Annotated in this window: 15 protein-coding genes and 1 pseudogene; 8 read left to right on the top strand and 8 right to left on the bottom strand. The window is 65.1% G+C overall.

Annotated features, from left to right (window positions below; all coding sequences use genetic code 11):
* Nucleotides 1-62 precede the first annotated feature (62 nt).
* A complete protein-coding gene (locus AC5677_RS29680) occupies nucleotides 63-908 on the bottom strand; it encodes an NAD(P)H-binding protein (RefSeq protein ID WP_497190957.1) in 846 nt (281 codons plus the stop codon).
* Between the two features lie 674 nt (nucleotides 909-1,582).
* Here AC5677_RS29680 and AC5677_RS29675 point away from each other — a divergent pair.
* From AC5677_RS29675 to AC5677_RS29660, 4 genes and pseudogenes are all read left to right on the top strand, one after another.
* Nucleotides 1,583-2,021: pseudogene (locus tag AC5677_RS29675) on the top strand (helix-turn-helix domain-containing protein); the annotation flags it as partial.
* Nucleotides 2,022-2,941: 920 nt separating this feature from the next.
* The gene (locus AC5677_RS29670; protein WP_497190956.1) at nucleotides 2,942-3,766 is read left to right on the top strand and encodes a hypothetical protein; all 825 of its coding nucleotides are present in this window, start codon (nucleotides 2,942-2,944) and stop codon (nucleotides 3,764-3,766) included.
* A 643-nt stretch (nucleotides 3,767-4,409) separates the two neighbouring features.
* A complete protein-coding gene (locus AC5677_RS29665; RefSeq protein WP_497190955.1) occupies nucleotides 4,410-4,805 on the top strand; it encodes a hypothetical protein in 396 nt (131 codons plus the stop codon).
* Nucleotides 4,802-5,362 (top strand): hypothetical protein, encoded by a 561-nt coding sequence (locus AC5677_RS29660; RefSeq protein WP_497190954.1) that lies wholly within the window; start codon nucleotides 4,802-4,804, stop codon nucleotides 5,360-5,362. The genes AC5677_RS29665 and AC5677_RS29660 overlap by 4 nt, the downstream gene beginning before the upstream one ends.
* 390 nt (nucleotides 5,363-5,752) lie before the next feature.
* Here AC5677_RS29660 and AC5677_RS29655 read toward each other — a convergent pair whose 3' ends face one another.
* From AC5677_RS29655 to queC, 7 genes are all read right to left on the bottom strand, one after another.
* On the bottom strand, nucleotides 5,753-6,925 hold the full coding sequence (locus AC5677_RS29655; protein WP_497196800.1) for a nucleotidyl cyclase domain-containing protein: 1,173 nt from the start codon (nucleotides 6,923-6,925) through the stop codon (nucleotides 5,753-5,755).
* Nucleotides 6,925-7,530, bottom strand: coding sequence for an HAD family hydrolase (locus AC5677_RS29650; RefSeq protein WP_497190953.1), 606 nt, complete (start codon nucleotides 7,528-7,530; stop codon nucleotides 6,925-6,927). Before AC5677_RS29650 ends, AC5677_RS29655 begins: the two co-directional genes overlap by 1 nt.
* Before the next feature lie 117 nt (nucleotides 7,531-7,647).
* Nucleotides 7,648-8,166, bottom strand: a complete 519-nt coding sequence (locus tag AC5677_RS29645; RefSeq protein ID WP_497190952.1) for a hypothetical protein — start codon at nucleotides 8,164-8,166, stop codon at nucleotides 7,648-7,650.
* A 315-nt stretch (nucleotides 8,167-8,481) separates the two neighbouring features.
* Nucleotides 8,482-9,249 carry a GTP cyclohydrolase I FolE2 gene (locus AC5677_RS29640; RefSeq protein ID WP_497190951.1) on the bottom strand — a complete coding sequence of 256 codons (768 nt, stop codon included), beginning with the start codon at nucleotides 9,247-9,249 and terminating at the stop codon, nucleotides 8,482-8,484.
* Nucleotides 9,250-9,251: 2 nt separating this feature from the next.
* The gene (queD, locus tag AC5677_RS29635; RefSeq protein ID WP_497190950.1) at nucleotides 9,252-9,608 is read right to left on the bottom strand and encodes a 6-carboxytetrahydropterin synthase QueD; all 357 of its coding nucleotides are present in this window, start codon (nucleotides 9,606-9,608) and stop codon (nucleotides 9,252-9,254) included.
* Nucleotides 9,608-10,243 (bottom strand): 7-carboxy-7-deazaguanine synthase, encoded by a 636-nt coding sequence (gene queE / locus AC5677_RS29630; protein ID WP_497190949.1) that lies wholly within the window; start codon nucleotides 10,241-10,243, stop codon nucleotides 9,608-9,610. Before queE ends, queD begins: the two co-directional genes overlap by 1 nt.
* 2 nt (nucleotides 10,244-10,245) lie before the next feature.
* Nucleotides 10,246-10,941, bottom strand: a complete 696-nt coding sequence (gene queC / locus AC5677_RS29625; protein ID WP_497190948.1) for a 7-cyano-7-deazaguanine synthase QueC — start codon at nucleotides 10,939-10,941, stop codon at nucleotides 10,246-10,248.
* 201 nt (nucleotides 10,942-11,142) lie between these two features.
* On the opposite strand from queC, the gene AC5677_RS29620 reads away from it, so the two are divergent.
* From AC5677_RS29620 to dbpB (AC5677_RS29605), 4 genes are read left to right on the top strand one after another with little or no spacing between them, the layout of a single operon-like run.
* Nucleotides 11,143-11,964: a hypothetical protein gene (locus tag AC5677_RS29620; protein ID WP_497190947.1), complete on the top strand. Its 822-nt coding sequence runs from the start codon at nucleotides 11,143-11,145 to the stop codon at nucleotides 11,962-11,964.
* A complete protein-coding gene (gene dbpB / locus AC5677_RS29615) occupies nucleotides 11,961-13,103 on the top strand; it encodes a DGQHR domain-containing protein DpdB (protein WP_497190946.1) in 1,143 nt (380 codons plus the stop codon). Before AC5677_RS29620 ends, dbpB (AC5677_RS29615) begins: the two co-directional genes overlap by 4 nt.
* On the top strand, nucleotides 13,100-14,320 hold the full coding sequence (gene dpdA / locus AC5677_RS29610) for a tRNA-guanine transglycosylase DpdA (RefSeq protein WP_497190945.1): 1,221 nt from the start codon (nucleotides 13,100-13,102) through the stop codon (nucleotides 14,318-14,320). Before dbpB (AC5677_RS29615) ends, dpdA begins: the two co-directional genes overlap by 4 nt.
* A 47-nt stretch (nucleotides 14,321-14,367) precedes the next feature.
* The gene (dbpB, locus tag AC5677_RS29605; protein WP_497190944.1) at nucleotides 14,368-15,465 is read left to right on the top strand and encodes a DGQHR domain-containing protein DpdB; all 1,098 of its coding nucleotides are present in this window, start codon (nucleotides 14,368-14,370) and stop codon (nucleotides 15,463-15,465) included.
* The last annotated feature ends 24 nt before the right edge of the window (nucleotides 15,466-15,489 follow it).

The following is a 15,489-nucleotide window of genomic DNA, read 5'->3' as shown; positions in this document are numbered from 1 at the left end:
CACCCCTGCCGTTTCCGAGCGCCGCCGGGCCCCGCACCCGGCGGCGCTCGCCCCGCACCCGCTCAGCGGAAAGCGTCCGCGTTCTCCTCCGCCCACGAGCGGAACGTGCGCGCGGGCGCTCCGGTGATCTCTTCCACCGTGGACGTGATGACGTTCGATGCGGGCCGCGTTGCGGCGCTGCCCAACAGGGCCTCGACGAGCGCGGGCGGCCGGCCGTCGGCGAGCATCTGGGCCCGTGCGACCTCCAGGGGGACCTTCTCGAAGCGCGTCGGGCGGCCGATCGCCTCCCCGATCGTCCGTACCTGCTCGGCCCTGGTCAGCACCTGCGGGCCGGTCAGGACATGTTTCTTGCCCGCGTGTGCGTCATCGGTCAGCGCCCGGACCGCCACCGCCGCGACATCCCGCTCGTGGATCACCGCCGTGGCGGCGATGTCGGGGCCGCGGACGAGCTGCGTGGTGCGGATCTGTTCGGCCCAGCCGCGCGCGTTGGAGGCAATGGTGTCCGACCGCAGGACGGTCCACTCCAGGCCGGATTGTTCGATCAGGCGCTCCATGCCGGCGTGGAGCTGGTTGATCGGGTCGGTCTGCCGTTCGGCATCCTCGTCCACACCCGACGAGGAGAGGTAGACGACGCGGCGGGCATGCCGTGCCATCGCCTCCAGTACGGCGGGGGCGCCCTCGGTCGTGAGGAACGGCCAGATCAGAAAGACCGTGTCGCTCCCGGTCAGCGCCTTCTCCAGCGTGTCCGGGTCGGACAGGTCCCCGCCCACGACCTCGACTCCCTGCGGCAGCCCGGCCGATGCGGGATCACGCGCCAGGGCACGCACGGCAGTGCCCGTGGCCAGGAGCTGAACCACCACTTGTCGGCCGACGTTGCCGGTCGCGCCGGTCACCAGAATCTCGCTCATGATCAGATCAGCCTCGGCCGTCTCCGGGGTATTCCGTCCCGGGCCCCCGAATCCCCCCGGCAGCAAGCGGACGGGCCGCACCCCCACCCGATGAGTGGGAGTGCGGCCCGCCATGAACCTGCGTGCGCCGGCGCCGCGGCCGGCTTACGGCAGTGCTTACTTCCGGATCAGCGACCGCAGCACGTACTGAGACGTGGTCCCGCTGCACGGTAGTTCTGCAGGGTTTCGAGGACGATGGCGTTCTGAGCAGTGATCCTCGCATCAGATAGACAAAATGCGCATAGTTTCCGGGCGTGGAGAGCATATCTGGCTAAGTTTTCCTACCGCCAACGCAGCACCTCAACACGCGCGGCACTTGAGATCGCCACCTCCCCTGAAATCCGACGTTGCGATCGACCCGGGGTCCGAGCCGAGCTTCCGCGCTCGACACCGGCTTCGTCGGTCATGGGTGGGCATGGCAGCGCTGCTGCGGGCAGGCGAAGACCAGTCGTCCTGAGCGAAACCGACGCGTTCGGCTGACGAGTCGAGAGCGGCTCGTACTTGAGGAAGGAGGCTGTCGGTGTGAGGTCTCAGTAGATGCTTAACCGTTTGTGCTCTGGACATGGTTGACACGTTCGGCTGAACGTCCGCTATCCCCCAACTGCCGGTGCGGCAGCGGTGCTTCCGTCGGAGTCGTGGATATACAGCAGTTGGCCGAGTACCGCTACCGGGCTGTCCGCGAAGTGCTCGGCGGGTCTCCGATCGGTGAGGTCGCGGCCCGGTACGGCACCTCGCGCCAGACCCTGCACAGCTGGCGGCGGCGGTTCGAGCAGGAGGGCATGCCCGGTTCTGCTGGATCGCTCCCGTCGGCCGCGGAACAGTCCCACGCGCCTGTCCGCCGAGGCCCAGGCCGAGATCTGCAAGCTGCGCCGCCGGCATCCCCGGTGGGGTGCCCGCCGGATCTCCCACGAGCTGTCCGGCCGCGGGCTGGAGTCGGCGCCGTCGCGGGCCACGGTCCACCGTGTGCTGTCCCGCAATGGCCTGGTTCGCGCCCAGGAACAGCAGCATCCGCGCAAGTACCGCCGGTGGCAGCGCGAGGCGCCGATGCACCCGTGGCAGACGGACCTGGTCGGAAGGAGGCAACTGTTGGGTTCATCAGCTGCAGCAGGCGACACAGCCGAGAACAGCAGCGACGTACCGCGATCAATTCGACGCTCGGCACGCACGACCGTGAGCGCAGAGCACGCCGACAATCAGAGCGCCTCGCGAACACGATGGCCGCGCCACCCGGCCTCTCCGGTCGTACTCGAGGACCTCCAGAAGGCGGGAGCCGCCAAGGCCGAAGGCGCGCCTCCTCTGTCACAGGCGCAAGTCGACCGGATCGTCGCCATCCTGCGCCAAGCAGGCTCTCAGGCCAGTACACGTCGTGGTTGGCCACACCTCGCGCCTCGCTGCGGAGAGCGCATGAGTCGGCGCGAACTACCGGGACTGGAACCACCAGATCCCCCCAGTCACGACGGCGCTGCCAACTGCGTACGCAGCACCTCGGATCATGGCGAACCCCGCGGCCCTAAGCATGTGTCGAGACCCCTTGCGGAAACGGCTTGTCATTTGATCTTCCCCTCTGACCTGGTTGCCGTGCGCACAACGTGCGGCAGGCGTATGCCGTAGGGCTCAGTAGGCCAACACGTCCCACAGTGAGGCCCCCTGTGAATCGCGGGGTTCTAACTAGACTGACCCCGTGGTGTGGCAAGAGCCCAGTGCCGCCGAGCGGCGACTGCGTGAGCAGCTTGCGGCGCACGGGCTATCAGTGAGCTGGGCGAAGATCCGCCGATGGCGGGAGTTCGGTGCGCTCCCCTGGAAGAAACAGCACGGCCTGGGGCGTGGGTCTGGGTCCACCTCGGAGCTCCTCCCCGAGACGTTCGCGGTCGCTGAGGCTCTGGCTTTGGCCACCACCAAGAAGAGGCCCCTGGAGCAGGCGGTACTCCACGTGTTCACCACGCACCCTCGGTTCGATCAGGTCCTTGCGGCCCCGTCAGTACTGTTACCCGAACGTGCGGTTCGACGGGCTCTGGCCTGGTATATGGCCCGGGACGACTCCACTTGCCGCCATCGAGAAGGCGGCCCAGTCCGCAGGCAACTGCCCCGACAAGGCGATGGACGCCGCCCTGGAGTCGGCTCACCGCTATTTCCCCAAGCTGTACCGCCAGGCGAAGCAAAGAAGGCACTCGCCGGGCACGACAGCGCCCGACAACCTTGCCGACGCCGACGGTCTCGCGACTTTCGCCGTGGCCACGGTGCTCGGCTTCGAGAACTTCGGCGCCGACGCCATCGTGGAGGCAGTCAGCAAGTCGCTGCCGGAACTCGCTGACGAGTACGGCAAACAGGTCTTCGCCCATTTGAGTAAAGCCGTCCGAGAGGCAGAAGGCGACGGCGAGAGCCCATTTCTCCGCCGCCCTCGCTGGCCCTCACTCCAAGACCGGGTCCAGAGAATGGAACAGGTCGAGTATCGAGTGATCTGCGCGGTCCGCGACGTGCTGGCGCTTCTCGCAGAAGCCTCCCCTGCGCTGGCTTTGGCCCGGAGGGCAGGGCTCGAAGATCCGGACGCACTGCACGTTGAGGCAACTCGGGCCTTAAATCGGCGCACGGACGAATACCTGAGGCGGGCCGAGGCCATCAGCCGCCATTCCGGGGAGCTGGCCTGGAAAGACTTCACCGGCCTTCTCCTCAACGTGTGCACTACACCGCAAAGGCTGAGCACGTTCCAGGAGGATGTGACGGCGCTTGACCCTGCCTTGAACGACGTGCCGGGCCTTGGCCGTCGCATACTCGCGAGCCGTAACCTACCCACCATCAGCTCGGATGACGGCGAGACATGAGGCCCCCAAGCGCCACCAGAACACCGCAAACTGACTGCCAAGCAGCGGCGAAGCCGTTGTGACTGATTCTTCAAGGGGGCAGTTGGGCGATGGCCCGGCAGGATTGGCGCATGACACGCGATGGCCTCTGCGAGATGCTCGCCGTGCAGACCTCGGCATCTAGGGCTTGTCCGGTGGGTCACGGGCGGAGCTGTACGTGGATCGCTGGTGTGGTGACGGGGTCGTGGGAGTGACGCTTAATGCCCCACGACCTCACGGAAGTCGTGGTTCTGTTACTCCAAGCGCCTCCGTCCAGCACTGGGGCGGGCGGGGCGGAGGTCAGGGTCAGGCGTGGGGAGAGGCTAGAAGTGAACGAGGAGAGGTTCGGCGAGATGGCGGGCCAGCTCGCCCGGGCAAGCTTGGATTCGTGGCGCGCGGGAAACCGAGCCTTCGCGGTGCTGCATTGCGGCATCGGGTGCGAACACATTCTCAAGGCTCTCTTGTGCCGCCACGACCCGCTTCTCATCTCAGAGAAGGGCGACCGGGCCACCGCTTCCATAGCCTCGGATTCGGAAGCGCGCCAGGGGTCAAGCCGCTGGCCGAGGCTCGAACCATCGGCATCACGGAAGCGTTCAGGGACGCGACGGTCTTCATGGGCGGACGTATGCCCCTCGACGAGCGCGGCTTTCATCCGGTCGCCTTATCACGCAACGGTGTTGCTCATTACGCGCACCACAGCGAAGGGTCTGCAGCCGAGGTCGTCAAACTGGGTCTCCAGGTCATCGAAGCCGTATGTGCCGAACTGTGCCTCGACTCCTCCACCTTCTGGGGCGAGTACCAGTCCGTCTTCACGAACCTGGACAAGGTCGCCGATCTGCCGAGCCAGAAGGGCCAGAGCGACCGGCCAGCCATCGAAAGAGCGACCGAGCAGCTAGCGCTTCGCCAGGCCCAGATGGTCGTCCGCGAGCTCACCACAGCCGCCCGGAGGGCTCAGTCGGTCAGCTCATGGTGGGCTGAGGCGCGGCACGCCCGACGTCCAGGAAACTGTAGCCCGCCTTGATCGCCGCCCTGCTCACCGCCCTCGACTCCGCTGGGGACCGCATACGGGACGCTGCGAGAGAGCTTCTCGTCGCCTACGACATAGTCCCCTACACCTTCCCGCTCGAAGCTCCGCCCAGCCCTTCCGAGATCGAGCAGCGGGCGCGGACCGCAGTGATGGTCAAGGTTCTACTCGCATCGAGCGTGGGCTCCGCCATCCGTCGGGTTCACAACAACTTCCCTGCCTTGTCTATCGCGCCGATCCTGGCTGAAGTCAGCACTTCAGGACGTCTACTGGAAGACGTATTGGCGAAATCCGGCACACGCCGCTGGTGGCATAACTGCCCGGCTTGCGGCTACAGCGGCAACGTCTACGGTGACCTGGAGCCCAGGGGCTGTTCCTGCGAGCAAGAGTGGGACACCTGCCCCCACGACGACCGGAACGAGGGGGTGGGAAGTATCGAGTCGTTCTGCTGCCCGTTCTGCGGGCTACTCCTCAATCACAGCGCGGAGTTGGCGGAGGCTGGCGTCGCGCCCGAGACGGCAGAACCCTCGGACGCGTCCTCGGCGAGTGGATGACATAGAACCACCGCCTTGCGCCAGCACGGCCTGCAAAGATCCGCCGGACAGACCCTAGCGGCGCGAGCCCTCCAAGTTGACGAAGCCGCTTCACGCAGAGACTTCCCCTCCGCGGAGTGATCGGGGAGATCGAGTCGCCCTTTCCCAAGGCCGCGCCGCCCTCGAGTGAAGTCAAAGTCCCCGGTCGCGGCAGCCACACAGCGATCATCCCAATCGGATGCGCGCTCAACGACGATGTGCAACGCTGCGAAGCGCACCTACTTTGTCTCGTTCGGGTATGGCCTGGTCGGGCACTGCCTTGGCGGCGTGGCTCCAGTCGGGGAAGTCGGGTGATGGCGACCCGGGCGGCGCCGGGGTGTCGATGCGCGGGGTGGTGGTCCGGGACATGGGTCAGCTCCGGGTGCGGGTGGCAACCGCGTCGATGACGGCGGTGATGCGAGCGGTACGGATGTCGTCCGTGGCGGATTCGCTGATCAGGTGCAGCATCTGGGCTTGCTCGTGGGTCGGCAGCACCGGCCAATCCAGCGCGGCCCGTTCCAATGCGGCGGCCAGGTCGTCGGGGACGCTGCGGCCGAGCCGGTCGCGAATGGGCTGAAGGGTGAGCGGGATGCCCGGCCATTCGTCCTCGGCAGCCTCGGCGACCTCGGGGGTCTCGTAAGGGATGGCGGCCTGACCGTGCAGGGAAACGGCGACGGCGGTATGGGCCGTGCCATCCGGGAAGGTCACCCGTAGTCGCTTGGCACGCAGGCCGACCGGCCCGGTGCACGGCAGCAACAGCATGCCGCGTGCCCCGGCACCAACGGGGCGAGCCAGAACGTGCAGCGTCTCGACACCAGTTGGCAGCGGCAGAAGGACTCGTTGGTCCTCGGCCGGGGTCGCGTGGCCGGGCGGCGGGGGCTGGGTGACGGCGATGATGCCACCTTCGCCCCTGCCGGTACGGCGGGCGGTCTTGTGCGTGAACAGGCAGCGGTCGACGGCCGCCAGCAGGCGGTCGGTGAAGGCGTGCTTCCAGCTGCCGGGGCCGCGTCCGGCGGGGAGGTGTTCGGCGGAGGCGAGGGTCAGCGCGAGGGAGACGCGTACCGGCAGCTCGTGGGCGAGCTGGTCTCGCAGCTCGGCGATGGCCCGGTGGAAGGTGGACGCGTCGTCCAGGGCGGCCACGATGATGACTTCGTCGCCGCCGAAGGTGGCCACGCATCCGGCCCCCCAGGGCTGCTGGTGGAACCACGTACGGGTGACGGCGCCGAGGCGGGCCATCACCTTGTTCCCGGCCAGGTGCCCGTAGCAGCCCGGCTCGGTCGCGTTCGCCTTCTCGACGTGGCCCTTGAGACCGTCGGCGTCCCCAATCGCCAGTCCCACCATTCCCCCGCCGGTCAGCGCGGCGGCGAGGGCTCGGGGAATGTGACTGTGGAAGTCGGGGAAGGCGACCAGGCCGGTGACCGCGTCCTCGCGGCTGCCGGCGCACCAGTTGCGTAGCGGCAGCCATGCCGGATCGAACAACGGCACCGAGCTCACGAGCGGGTCGTCGGCGGGCGAAGCGTGGCAGTGCTTGGCGGTCGGGTCCATCAGCACGCCTCCGAGTTCATCGACGGGGCCGGTGCGGGCCCGGCGGGCAGCAGCAGGGGCAGGGTGGAGAGCGTGTGGAGGCGAAAGGTGCGAGCTGAGCTCATCAGCGGACCGCCGGCCATACGGCGGTCCAGCCAGGCGGTATGCCAGCCCGCCGCAGCGGCGCCGGCGACATCCGCCCGCAGTGAATCCCCTACGTGCAGCAACTGGCCGGGGGCCAGGCCGCTGACATGTTCGACGGCGGGGAAGGCTTCGCGCTCGGGTTTGACCGCGCCGGTCTCGGCCGAATAGATCACCCGGTCCAGCAGGTCCCGGAAGGCTGCCGGGGTCTCGGTCGGGACAGAGGAGCCGAGGCTGTTGGTCAGGGAGAACAGCGCGAAGCCCCACTGCCGCAGCGCGGTCAGGGCTGGCGCAGTGTCGGGGAACAGTTGCGGTTCGGCGGCCCGTTGCCTGGCTCGTTCCAGCACGTGTACGAGCGGGCCGACGAGCCCAGGGCGGCCGAAGGCCGCGGCCAGGTCCCGGGCGAGTTCCTCGGAGGTCATCCGGCGGCGCTTCGCCCCTTGTTCCATTACCGCGCGGGCCTGCTCCAGCGAGATGCCCAGCACTTGGGCGACCTGCCCGGTCGTCTTGCTCGGCTTCCGTACGCACCAAGGTGCCGCCCAGGTCGAAGCAGATACCGCGAACCTGCGGCCAGAGGGTGCTGCGTAAGCGGGGCTTGGCGATCACGGGCCCGTCACCTCCAGCACCGGTGTCTTCTCCAGCAGCCTGGGGTGGGCGATCCGACGCTCCAGGGCTGCAACGTTGGCGGAGTTGTCGATGGTGGCGACGCCGTTGACGGTCACCCTCAGCGGTTCGGCGACGAGCGCGTTGACCCGCGCGTGCAGGACTTCAAGGGCGACGGCTTTCGCGGCGTGCAGCCTCTTATACCGGGCAGCGAGGTCTTCGGCGTCGATGTCGGGGCCGAGCTGGGATTGAAGCCAGCGCAGTACGTCGATGTTCACGCAGTTCCTGGTCAAAGAGGCGGCAGGGAGGAGCGCGGACTCGGCTCCTCCCCGCCGCGCGGCAGCCTCTTCTCGCTCGGCGAGCGCCTGCTCACGCCGCTGCGTCTCCGTGAGACGCTCCTGCTCTGCCTGGCGGGCACCAGTGATGAACTGCTCCAGTGCCGAGGCGCTCGAGAAGCCCAAATTGTCGACCAGATTCCGGACCGCGGCCCGACCACCCTGGTCCTTCTCTCTGGCCATCAGCGTGTTTAGGCGCTTCTGGCTGAGGCTGACCGAGGCCTCATCATTCGTAGCGTCGCCCCGATCACGGGATAGATCGGGCGGCCATCTCGGCAATAGCCGAGCACAGTTGACGGTGCGGGCAGGCAGCGGTTCCTCAAGAGTGCTTGCTCCCAGACGGCCCCGCGCCAGGGTCGAGTCTACGGAAGGCAAGCTGACGCCGGGCCCATGAGCAGGTCGTAGCCGCAGGCGAGCAAGAGTCTGGCCCATCCTCCGTGCGATGCACGGAGGATGGGCCAGAGGGCCAAGCGGCTCGATCTCCCGGGGGCCTGTCGGCTATCCAGCGACGTAGGCGATGGCGTCGTGGCTGTGGATGCTCTCCAGGTTGCGGATGCTCACTGCGTGACGAAGGCCCCGATCCCGGCAGGAGGCACTGACTGTGCGGGCCATGTCCTCGACGAATACCGGGTGGTCGTACGCCTGCATAGTGAGGATACGTTCGTCGGCGCGCTTGACCAGCGGCACTACCGGCGCCGAAGCGGACGACGACAGCAATCGCACGGCGCTCTGGACCGGCAGAGGGTATGGGGTGTCACCCTGGCCGGTCACCGTGAGCGTGATCTGGCTTCGCTGATTGTGTGCACCATAGTCGGAGATGGCCTTCGAGCAAGGGCAGAGGCTTGTCACCTCCGCGGTGACGGCTGTCTTCACCGTCACGTCGCCGTTGTCCCAATGGCCTTCGAGGCGCACGTCGTGTACCTGCTTTGATTCACGGCCACTCGCCGGGGCGACCACGGTCGTACTGATGGGCATGGCCACCGCCAAGGTGATGGCGGGAGCATCCAGAAGGTCCGCTCCGGTCTTAAGGATCCTGGGAAACTGCCGAGGATCGAACCTCTGCAGGTGCTCGTGCACGAGGGCAACCATGCGGCTCATGTGTGTGCCACGCCGGTCGTGCTGGAGCCGCACAGTCACCTCGCAGTCCGCGATGCCTTCCTGACGGAGGTAGCCGTCCTCGAAGCTCACGGGGTAGCGGAGGCCGTCGATACCGACCCTGTCGAGTTCGATTCCGCGCGAGTCGATCTCGTTCTGGATGTCGTGCATGCTCACTCGCCCCGGTAAGTGCAGCCAGACGTGCATGTTTCCCGAACCGTCAGAGCAGTGAGCCCCGGCAAGTTGGGCTGGAGCCGCTCCCAGATCCAACGTGCCAGGACCTCGCTGGTCGGGTTCTCCAGGCCGTCAATCTCGTTGAGGTAGTAGTGGTCGAGTTGCTCTTCGAGTGGCCGGAAGGCGCGCTTGACGTCTCCGAAGTCCATGACCCAGCCCGCATCGGGATCAACCGGGCCCTCGACGTGAACGATGACCTTGTAGGAGTGCCCGTGAAGCCGGGAGCACTTGTGGCCTTCCGGGACGTTGGGCAGACGGTGTGCCGCTTCGAATGTGAACTCGCGAAAGATTTCCATTACTGAATTCCCAGATATTTGTGCGTCTGGAGAGAAAGGATCCAGCGCGGGTTCTTCATGCAGTAATCGACTACTGCATGGGTGTTGGCTTCTACGTCGGGGCCGTCCATCGGCTGGAGACGGAAGAAGCGGAAGTCCAGGTCCTCGAACTGGGCAGGGTCACCGCCGAGTTGTGGGTAGACCAGCTTCAACTCGTCTCCGTTGGTGACTACGAGTTCGGAGCCGATCTTGGGGCTGACGCACAGCCAGTCGATGCCCGACGGCGGCACACGCGTGCCGTTCGTCTCGACGGCGACTTCGAAGCCCCTGGCGTGCAGTGCTTCGATGGCCGCTTCGTCGAGTTGAAGGAGTGGCTCTCCTCCCGTGCACACGACGAAGCGGTGGTCGGGGGCCTCCGAGGGCCAAGCGTTTTCAACGGCTTGAGCCAGGTCTTCGGGAGTGGCGAACCGGCCACCACCTTCGCCATCGGTACCTACGAAGTCGGTGTCGCAGAACTGGCAGATCGCGCGGTGGCGATCCTTCTCAAGCCCCGTCCACAGATTGCACCGTGAGAAGCGGCAGAAGACCGCTGGGCGGCCTGCATGGCTCCCTTCACCTTGGAGGGTGTAGAAGATTTCCTTGACCAGATAGGTCATTCTCACGCGTCCTGGTATTGCACGGGATCGGTCGCGCCTGCCTCGGTGAAGCCCTTCAGGCGCAGCAGGCAGGTCTCGCAGCGCCCGCAGGCACGCCCCTGCTCGTCGGGGTCGTAGCAGCTAGAGGTGATGGAGTAATCCACGCCCAGGCGCAGGCCCTCGCGCACGATGTCCGCCTTCGACATGTCGATGAGCGGCGAGTGGAGCTTGAGCTTCTGCGTGCCCTCGACGCCGGCGCGGGTCGCCAGGTTGGCCATGCGCTCGTAGGCATCCATGTACTCGGGGCGGCAGTCCGGGTAACCGCTGTAGTCGACCGCAGTTACACCGGTGAAGATGTCACTGGCGTTGACAGTTTCGGCGTACGCCAGAGCGAACGAGAGGAAGATCGTGTTGCGCGCCGGAACGTAGGTGATCGGCACGCCGCCCTCATCGGTGTGGTCCAGGGAATCGTGCTTGGGCACCTCAATGTCAGAGGTCAGCGCGGAGCCGCCGAAAACCCGCAGGTCAATGTCAGCAATGACGTGCCGGGCGACGCCCTGGGCCTCGGCCACGCGCTTCGCAGCCTCAAGCTCCACACTGTGACGCTGGCCATACCGGAAGCTGAGGGCGTACGGCGTGTAGCCCTGATCCTTCGCGATGGCCAGAACCGTGGTCGAGTCCAGACCACCACTCAGCAAAACGATCGCAGGACGTCCCATGCCTTACTCCCTAGTTAGCTCGTTGTGTACGCATGCACCCTAGCGTGATAACTGGCAGGTAGAGTAACCACGATCAAGTACGAGTTATGGCGTCAGGAGTCGGGCTGCGTGAGGCAACTATCACTGGTGGTTACGTGCACTGACCGCAAGGCCGATACGCCGGACGCAGCTCTGTGCGCGCGGTCCCTGCCGAAGGGCAGCGTGAAGGAACGCTCCGCTAACTGGCAGAAGCGCATCCAGACCGCGACCGCACGTGGCGGAGCCAATCTCCCTGCACTCACGGACCTCTACCGCGGTGATCACTGGACTCAGGCTCGCCGGCTGGCGACAGCGGCCACTGCTGCGGGCTTCAAGACTCAGCTGTGGGTCGCTTCGGCTGGGTTGGGCCTGCAACCAGTGCACCCGAAGACGCAGACAGCGCCCGCCTATGCGGCAACGTTCAGTACCCGCCATGCCGACTCCGTGGGTGCCTCCGCAAACGAGAACGCCCAGTGGTGGAGTCACCTTCAAGGCGGCATCGGGCGCGCCACGCTCCAGGAGCTCGGCAAGCACGGGCCGGTACTCATGGTGCTCTCCGAGGTTTATGCGAGCGCCATGGAGGAGGAACTTCTGGCCCTCGGAGCCCTTGGGGGCGAGGCGCTACTGATCGGCGGAGTGCGCGAGATCACTGGCATCCACCGAGTCCCTGCTGACGCTGGGCTGCGTCACGCGCTGGGGGGCACGTTGACGAGCCTGAATGTGCGCATGGCTGCTTCGTGGCTCGAGCGCGCCCAGGACGGCACGCTCATGTCGCAGGCCACACGGAACTCGTGGAATCAGTGGGCAGCGGCCACCACGAAGCCTCAGCGGTACAACCGAGAGCCCATGTCGGATGAAGACGTCATCGTCTTTATCAAACGGGAGACAGCGAAAGTGCCGGGTATCTCACGCACCCGCCTCCTGCGGATCTTGCGCGATGGCGGTCGAGCCTGTGAACAGAGCAGGTTCGCGAATCTACACAAAAGGACCATGGGAGAGCCGTGACAGTGGACGTCATCAAACGCAGAGCACTGCGGATCGAGCAGAATCCGGCCATCCCGCTGTACGTGTTTGCACTCGAAGCCGGAGAGATCGACCGTGTGGCTGACGTGGCGCGGATCTCGCGGGACGAGGCGGGCAAGCTTTTCGGGTACCAGCGGCCGGAAAAGAAGCAGCATGTAAAGCAGATCTTGGAGTACCTCGACAGCGAGGATGTGCTGTTCCCCAACGGTCTGATCCTTGCCCTCCCGTCCTCTGTGCGGTTCAGGGGTAGCCGCGGGCCGAACAGCACCGATGGGCTCTCAACGATCGGGACGCTGGAGATTCCTCTGCCAGATCCGCCAACCGCCCCCAGGCCCGCTCTCATTGTGGACGGGCAGCAGCGCAGTCTCGCACTCGCGCGTACCCGGAGATCCAAGCTGCCCGTTACGGTAGCCGGCTTCGTGGCCGAGGACATCGAGGTGCAGCGAGATCAGTTCCTGCGCGTCAATACCGTGTCGCCCCTGCCTGGCAACTTGGTGACCGAACTCCTCCCCGAGGTGCACACCAAACTCCCGACGAAGCTGTCTGCGAAGAAACTCCCTTCCGTCTTGGTGAACGCTCTGAACCAGGACGCTGACTCGCCCTTCAAGGGGTTGATCAAACAGGCGTCAACCACCTCGGAGAAGCGTTCCAATGCCGTAGTTAAGGACAACAGCCTGATCTCGGCTGTTGAGGAGTCACTGAAGCCGTCAGGCGCCCTGTTCCCGTACAAAAACCTCTCTAACGGCACAATTGATACAGTCACGATCCGTAGCATTCTCGTCACCTACTGGAGTGCGGTGCGGGACACCTTCCCGGACGCTTGGGGTGTGTCGCCGACCAAGAGCCGCCTCATGCACGGCGTGGGCATCCGGTCGATGGGGCGCCTTATGGATCGGATCATGGATCGAGTGCTGGCCGTCGCGGAGCCAGGTTCACCAGAGGCATACGAGAGGGCCAAGGCTGAACTGGCGCTCATCGCTCCCCACTGCCGATGGACCAAGGGCCGCTGGCCTGAACTCAACACCCCGTGGGATGAACTCCAGAACACGCCGCGGCATATCAGCACCCTCTCGAACCTTTTGATTCGCATCTACTTTCAGTCGAGGACAAGCGCGTCGTGAAGTTCTATTTCCCGGATAGCCAGGACCAAGTCAGCCCGAGCTATGACTTCCTCAACGATGAATACCCCCCGTTCCGCGTCCGGCAGCGCGATGACCGCTACGCGCACCAAGTCGTCACCCCCATCCCCTACAAGGGGATACTGGTCAGCAAGGCCATCGTTGACGGCTCCGTAAAGGGTACTGGAAAGTACAACACCCCTCAAAGGGAACGCCTCTATCGCCTCGGTGTGCGAGAGTTCTTCAGGCTGCCCGAAGGGATGGACAGTCTCGGCGATTGCGGCGCGTTCAACTATATTGACGAGAAGATCCCTCCGTATTCGATTGAAGAAGTCCTCGACTTTTATGAGGGGTGCCAGTTCGACGAGGGTGTCAGCATCGACCACGTGATCTTCGGCTACCAGCCGGAAGCGACCGAGTCCGATGCTGACCCAGCCTGGGTGGAGCGCCGTCGCATCTCTCTCAAGCTTGCTGAGGACTTCCTCGCCGGCATCGAGGCCCGTAAGAGCAAGGTCAAGCCTCTCGGGGCCGCTCAGGGGTGGAGCCCGGACAGCTATGCCGACAGCGTGGCCCAGCTTCAGGACATGGGGTACAAGCGCATCGCGCTGGGCGGCATGGTTCCCCTCAAGTCGCACGAGATCATTGCCTGCCTTGACAAGATCGACGAAGTTCGGCACGACGGTACAGAGTTGCATCTTCTGGGGATCACGCGCATCGGCAGCATGGAGGAGTTCTCGAAGCGAGGAGTGTCGAGCTTCGACAGTACGTCCGCGTTTCGGCAAGCCTTCATGGACGAGCGCAACAACTACCACACCGCCGAGCGCCCCTACACGGCTGTCCGGGTTCCCCAAGTAGACGGGAACCCGACGCTCAAGAAGCAGATCCTGGCAGGTGCGGTCTCTCAGTCGGCCGCCATCAAGGCCGAGCGGGACTGCCTGCAGGCCCTTCGCGCATACGGCAAAGAGCAGTTGGACCTAGCCGAGGCCATGGCAGCATTGGGGACCTATCTGACCCTCGTCGACGAAAAGAAGTGGGACAAGTACCACAAGAACTACAAGGAGACCTTGACTGACCGGCCTTGGAAGCGCTGCTCCTGCCTCCTCTGTAAAGACCTGGGCATCGAGATCGTGATCTTCCGCGGTACGGAACGGAACAAGCGCCGCGGTTTTCACAACATGACCGTCCTCGAAGCGAAGATGAGTGAACTCGACCTCGCGTGAAGGCCTGAAACGCCTAATGTCTACGAACTGCCCACCTAGGAGATGATGTGGCCGACCAATACACGTTGCGACTCCCTGCCCTGCGAGTTATTCAAGGCGATAAGCAAATCTACTGCTTCGCGGTTGATGGCAAGAGGTTGCACGACTTCACCGCCGTCTCGCGTATCCGCCGTGACGATCAGAAGAAGTTGCAGGGTTACCAGCGGCCCGAGGTTCTCAGCCACATCCGGTCAATCCGCCGTTACCTTGAGTCTGAGGGGGCGATGCTTCCCAACGCTGTGGTCCTCGGATTCGATGAGCGAGTGACCTTCGAACCGGCAGTTCGCGGCAGCAGTAAGGTGGACTACTCCACCCCAGGCGAGTTGGTTATTCCGGTCGATGAGTCACTGGCCGACGACGAGAAGCCGGCCTGGCTCGTGGACGGCCAGCAGCGCAGTGCTGCGATCAGGGATGCTGATCTCGCGGAGTTCCCCGTCGCAGCTGTGGGATTCATCGCCTCCCAGGAAGAGCAGCGGTCGCAGTTCATTTTGGTCAACTCGACCAAGCCGCTGCCCAAGGGCCTCGTCTATGAACTCCTGCCTGAGACCTCCGGCCAGTTGCCGCGCTCGTACGCGCGTCGTCAACTCGCCGCAAAGCTCATGGTCCACCTGAACATGGGGGACGGTCCCTTCTCCGGAAGGATCAGCAGTCCCACATCGCCTGCCGGCAACATCAAGGACAACAGCGTATTGAGGATGCTGGAGCACAGCATCTATGAGGGCGCCTTGTACCAGTACCGGAACGCGGAGGACGGTACCGGTGACGAAGAGCGGATGCTGGCGCACCTACTGTCCTTCTGGACGCCAGTGGCGAACCTCTTCGAGGATGCGTGGAACAGGCCTCCCAAGGAGTCGAGGCTGACCCACGGTGTGGGCATCCAGGCCATGGGCTTCGTCATGGACCGCCTCACCGCAGACGTCCCCTACGACAAGGTCAACTGGGACAAGGTTCGTATCACCCTGCGCGGGCTGAAAGATGACGTGGCCTGGACCTCCGGTACGTGGACGTTCGCAGACGGCCAGGAGCGCCGTTGGAACAGCCTGCAGAACACGACCAACGACGTACGCCTGCTCAGCACTCACCTGCAAGCCCGTGTCAGCCGGTAGTTAAACCGCGGTGGCATCAAATGG

This window comes from Streptomyces sp. JLSY215 (genome assembly GCF_059682825.1).
This window is presented reverse-complemented; position numbering and strand designations above follow the sequence as displayed.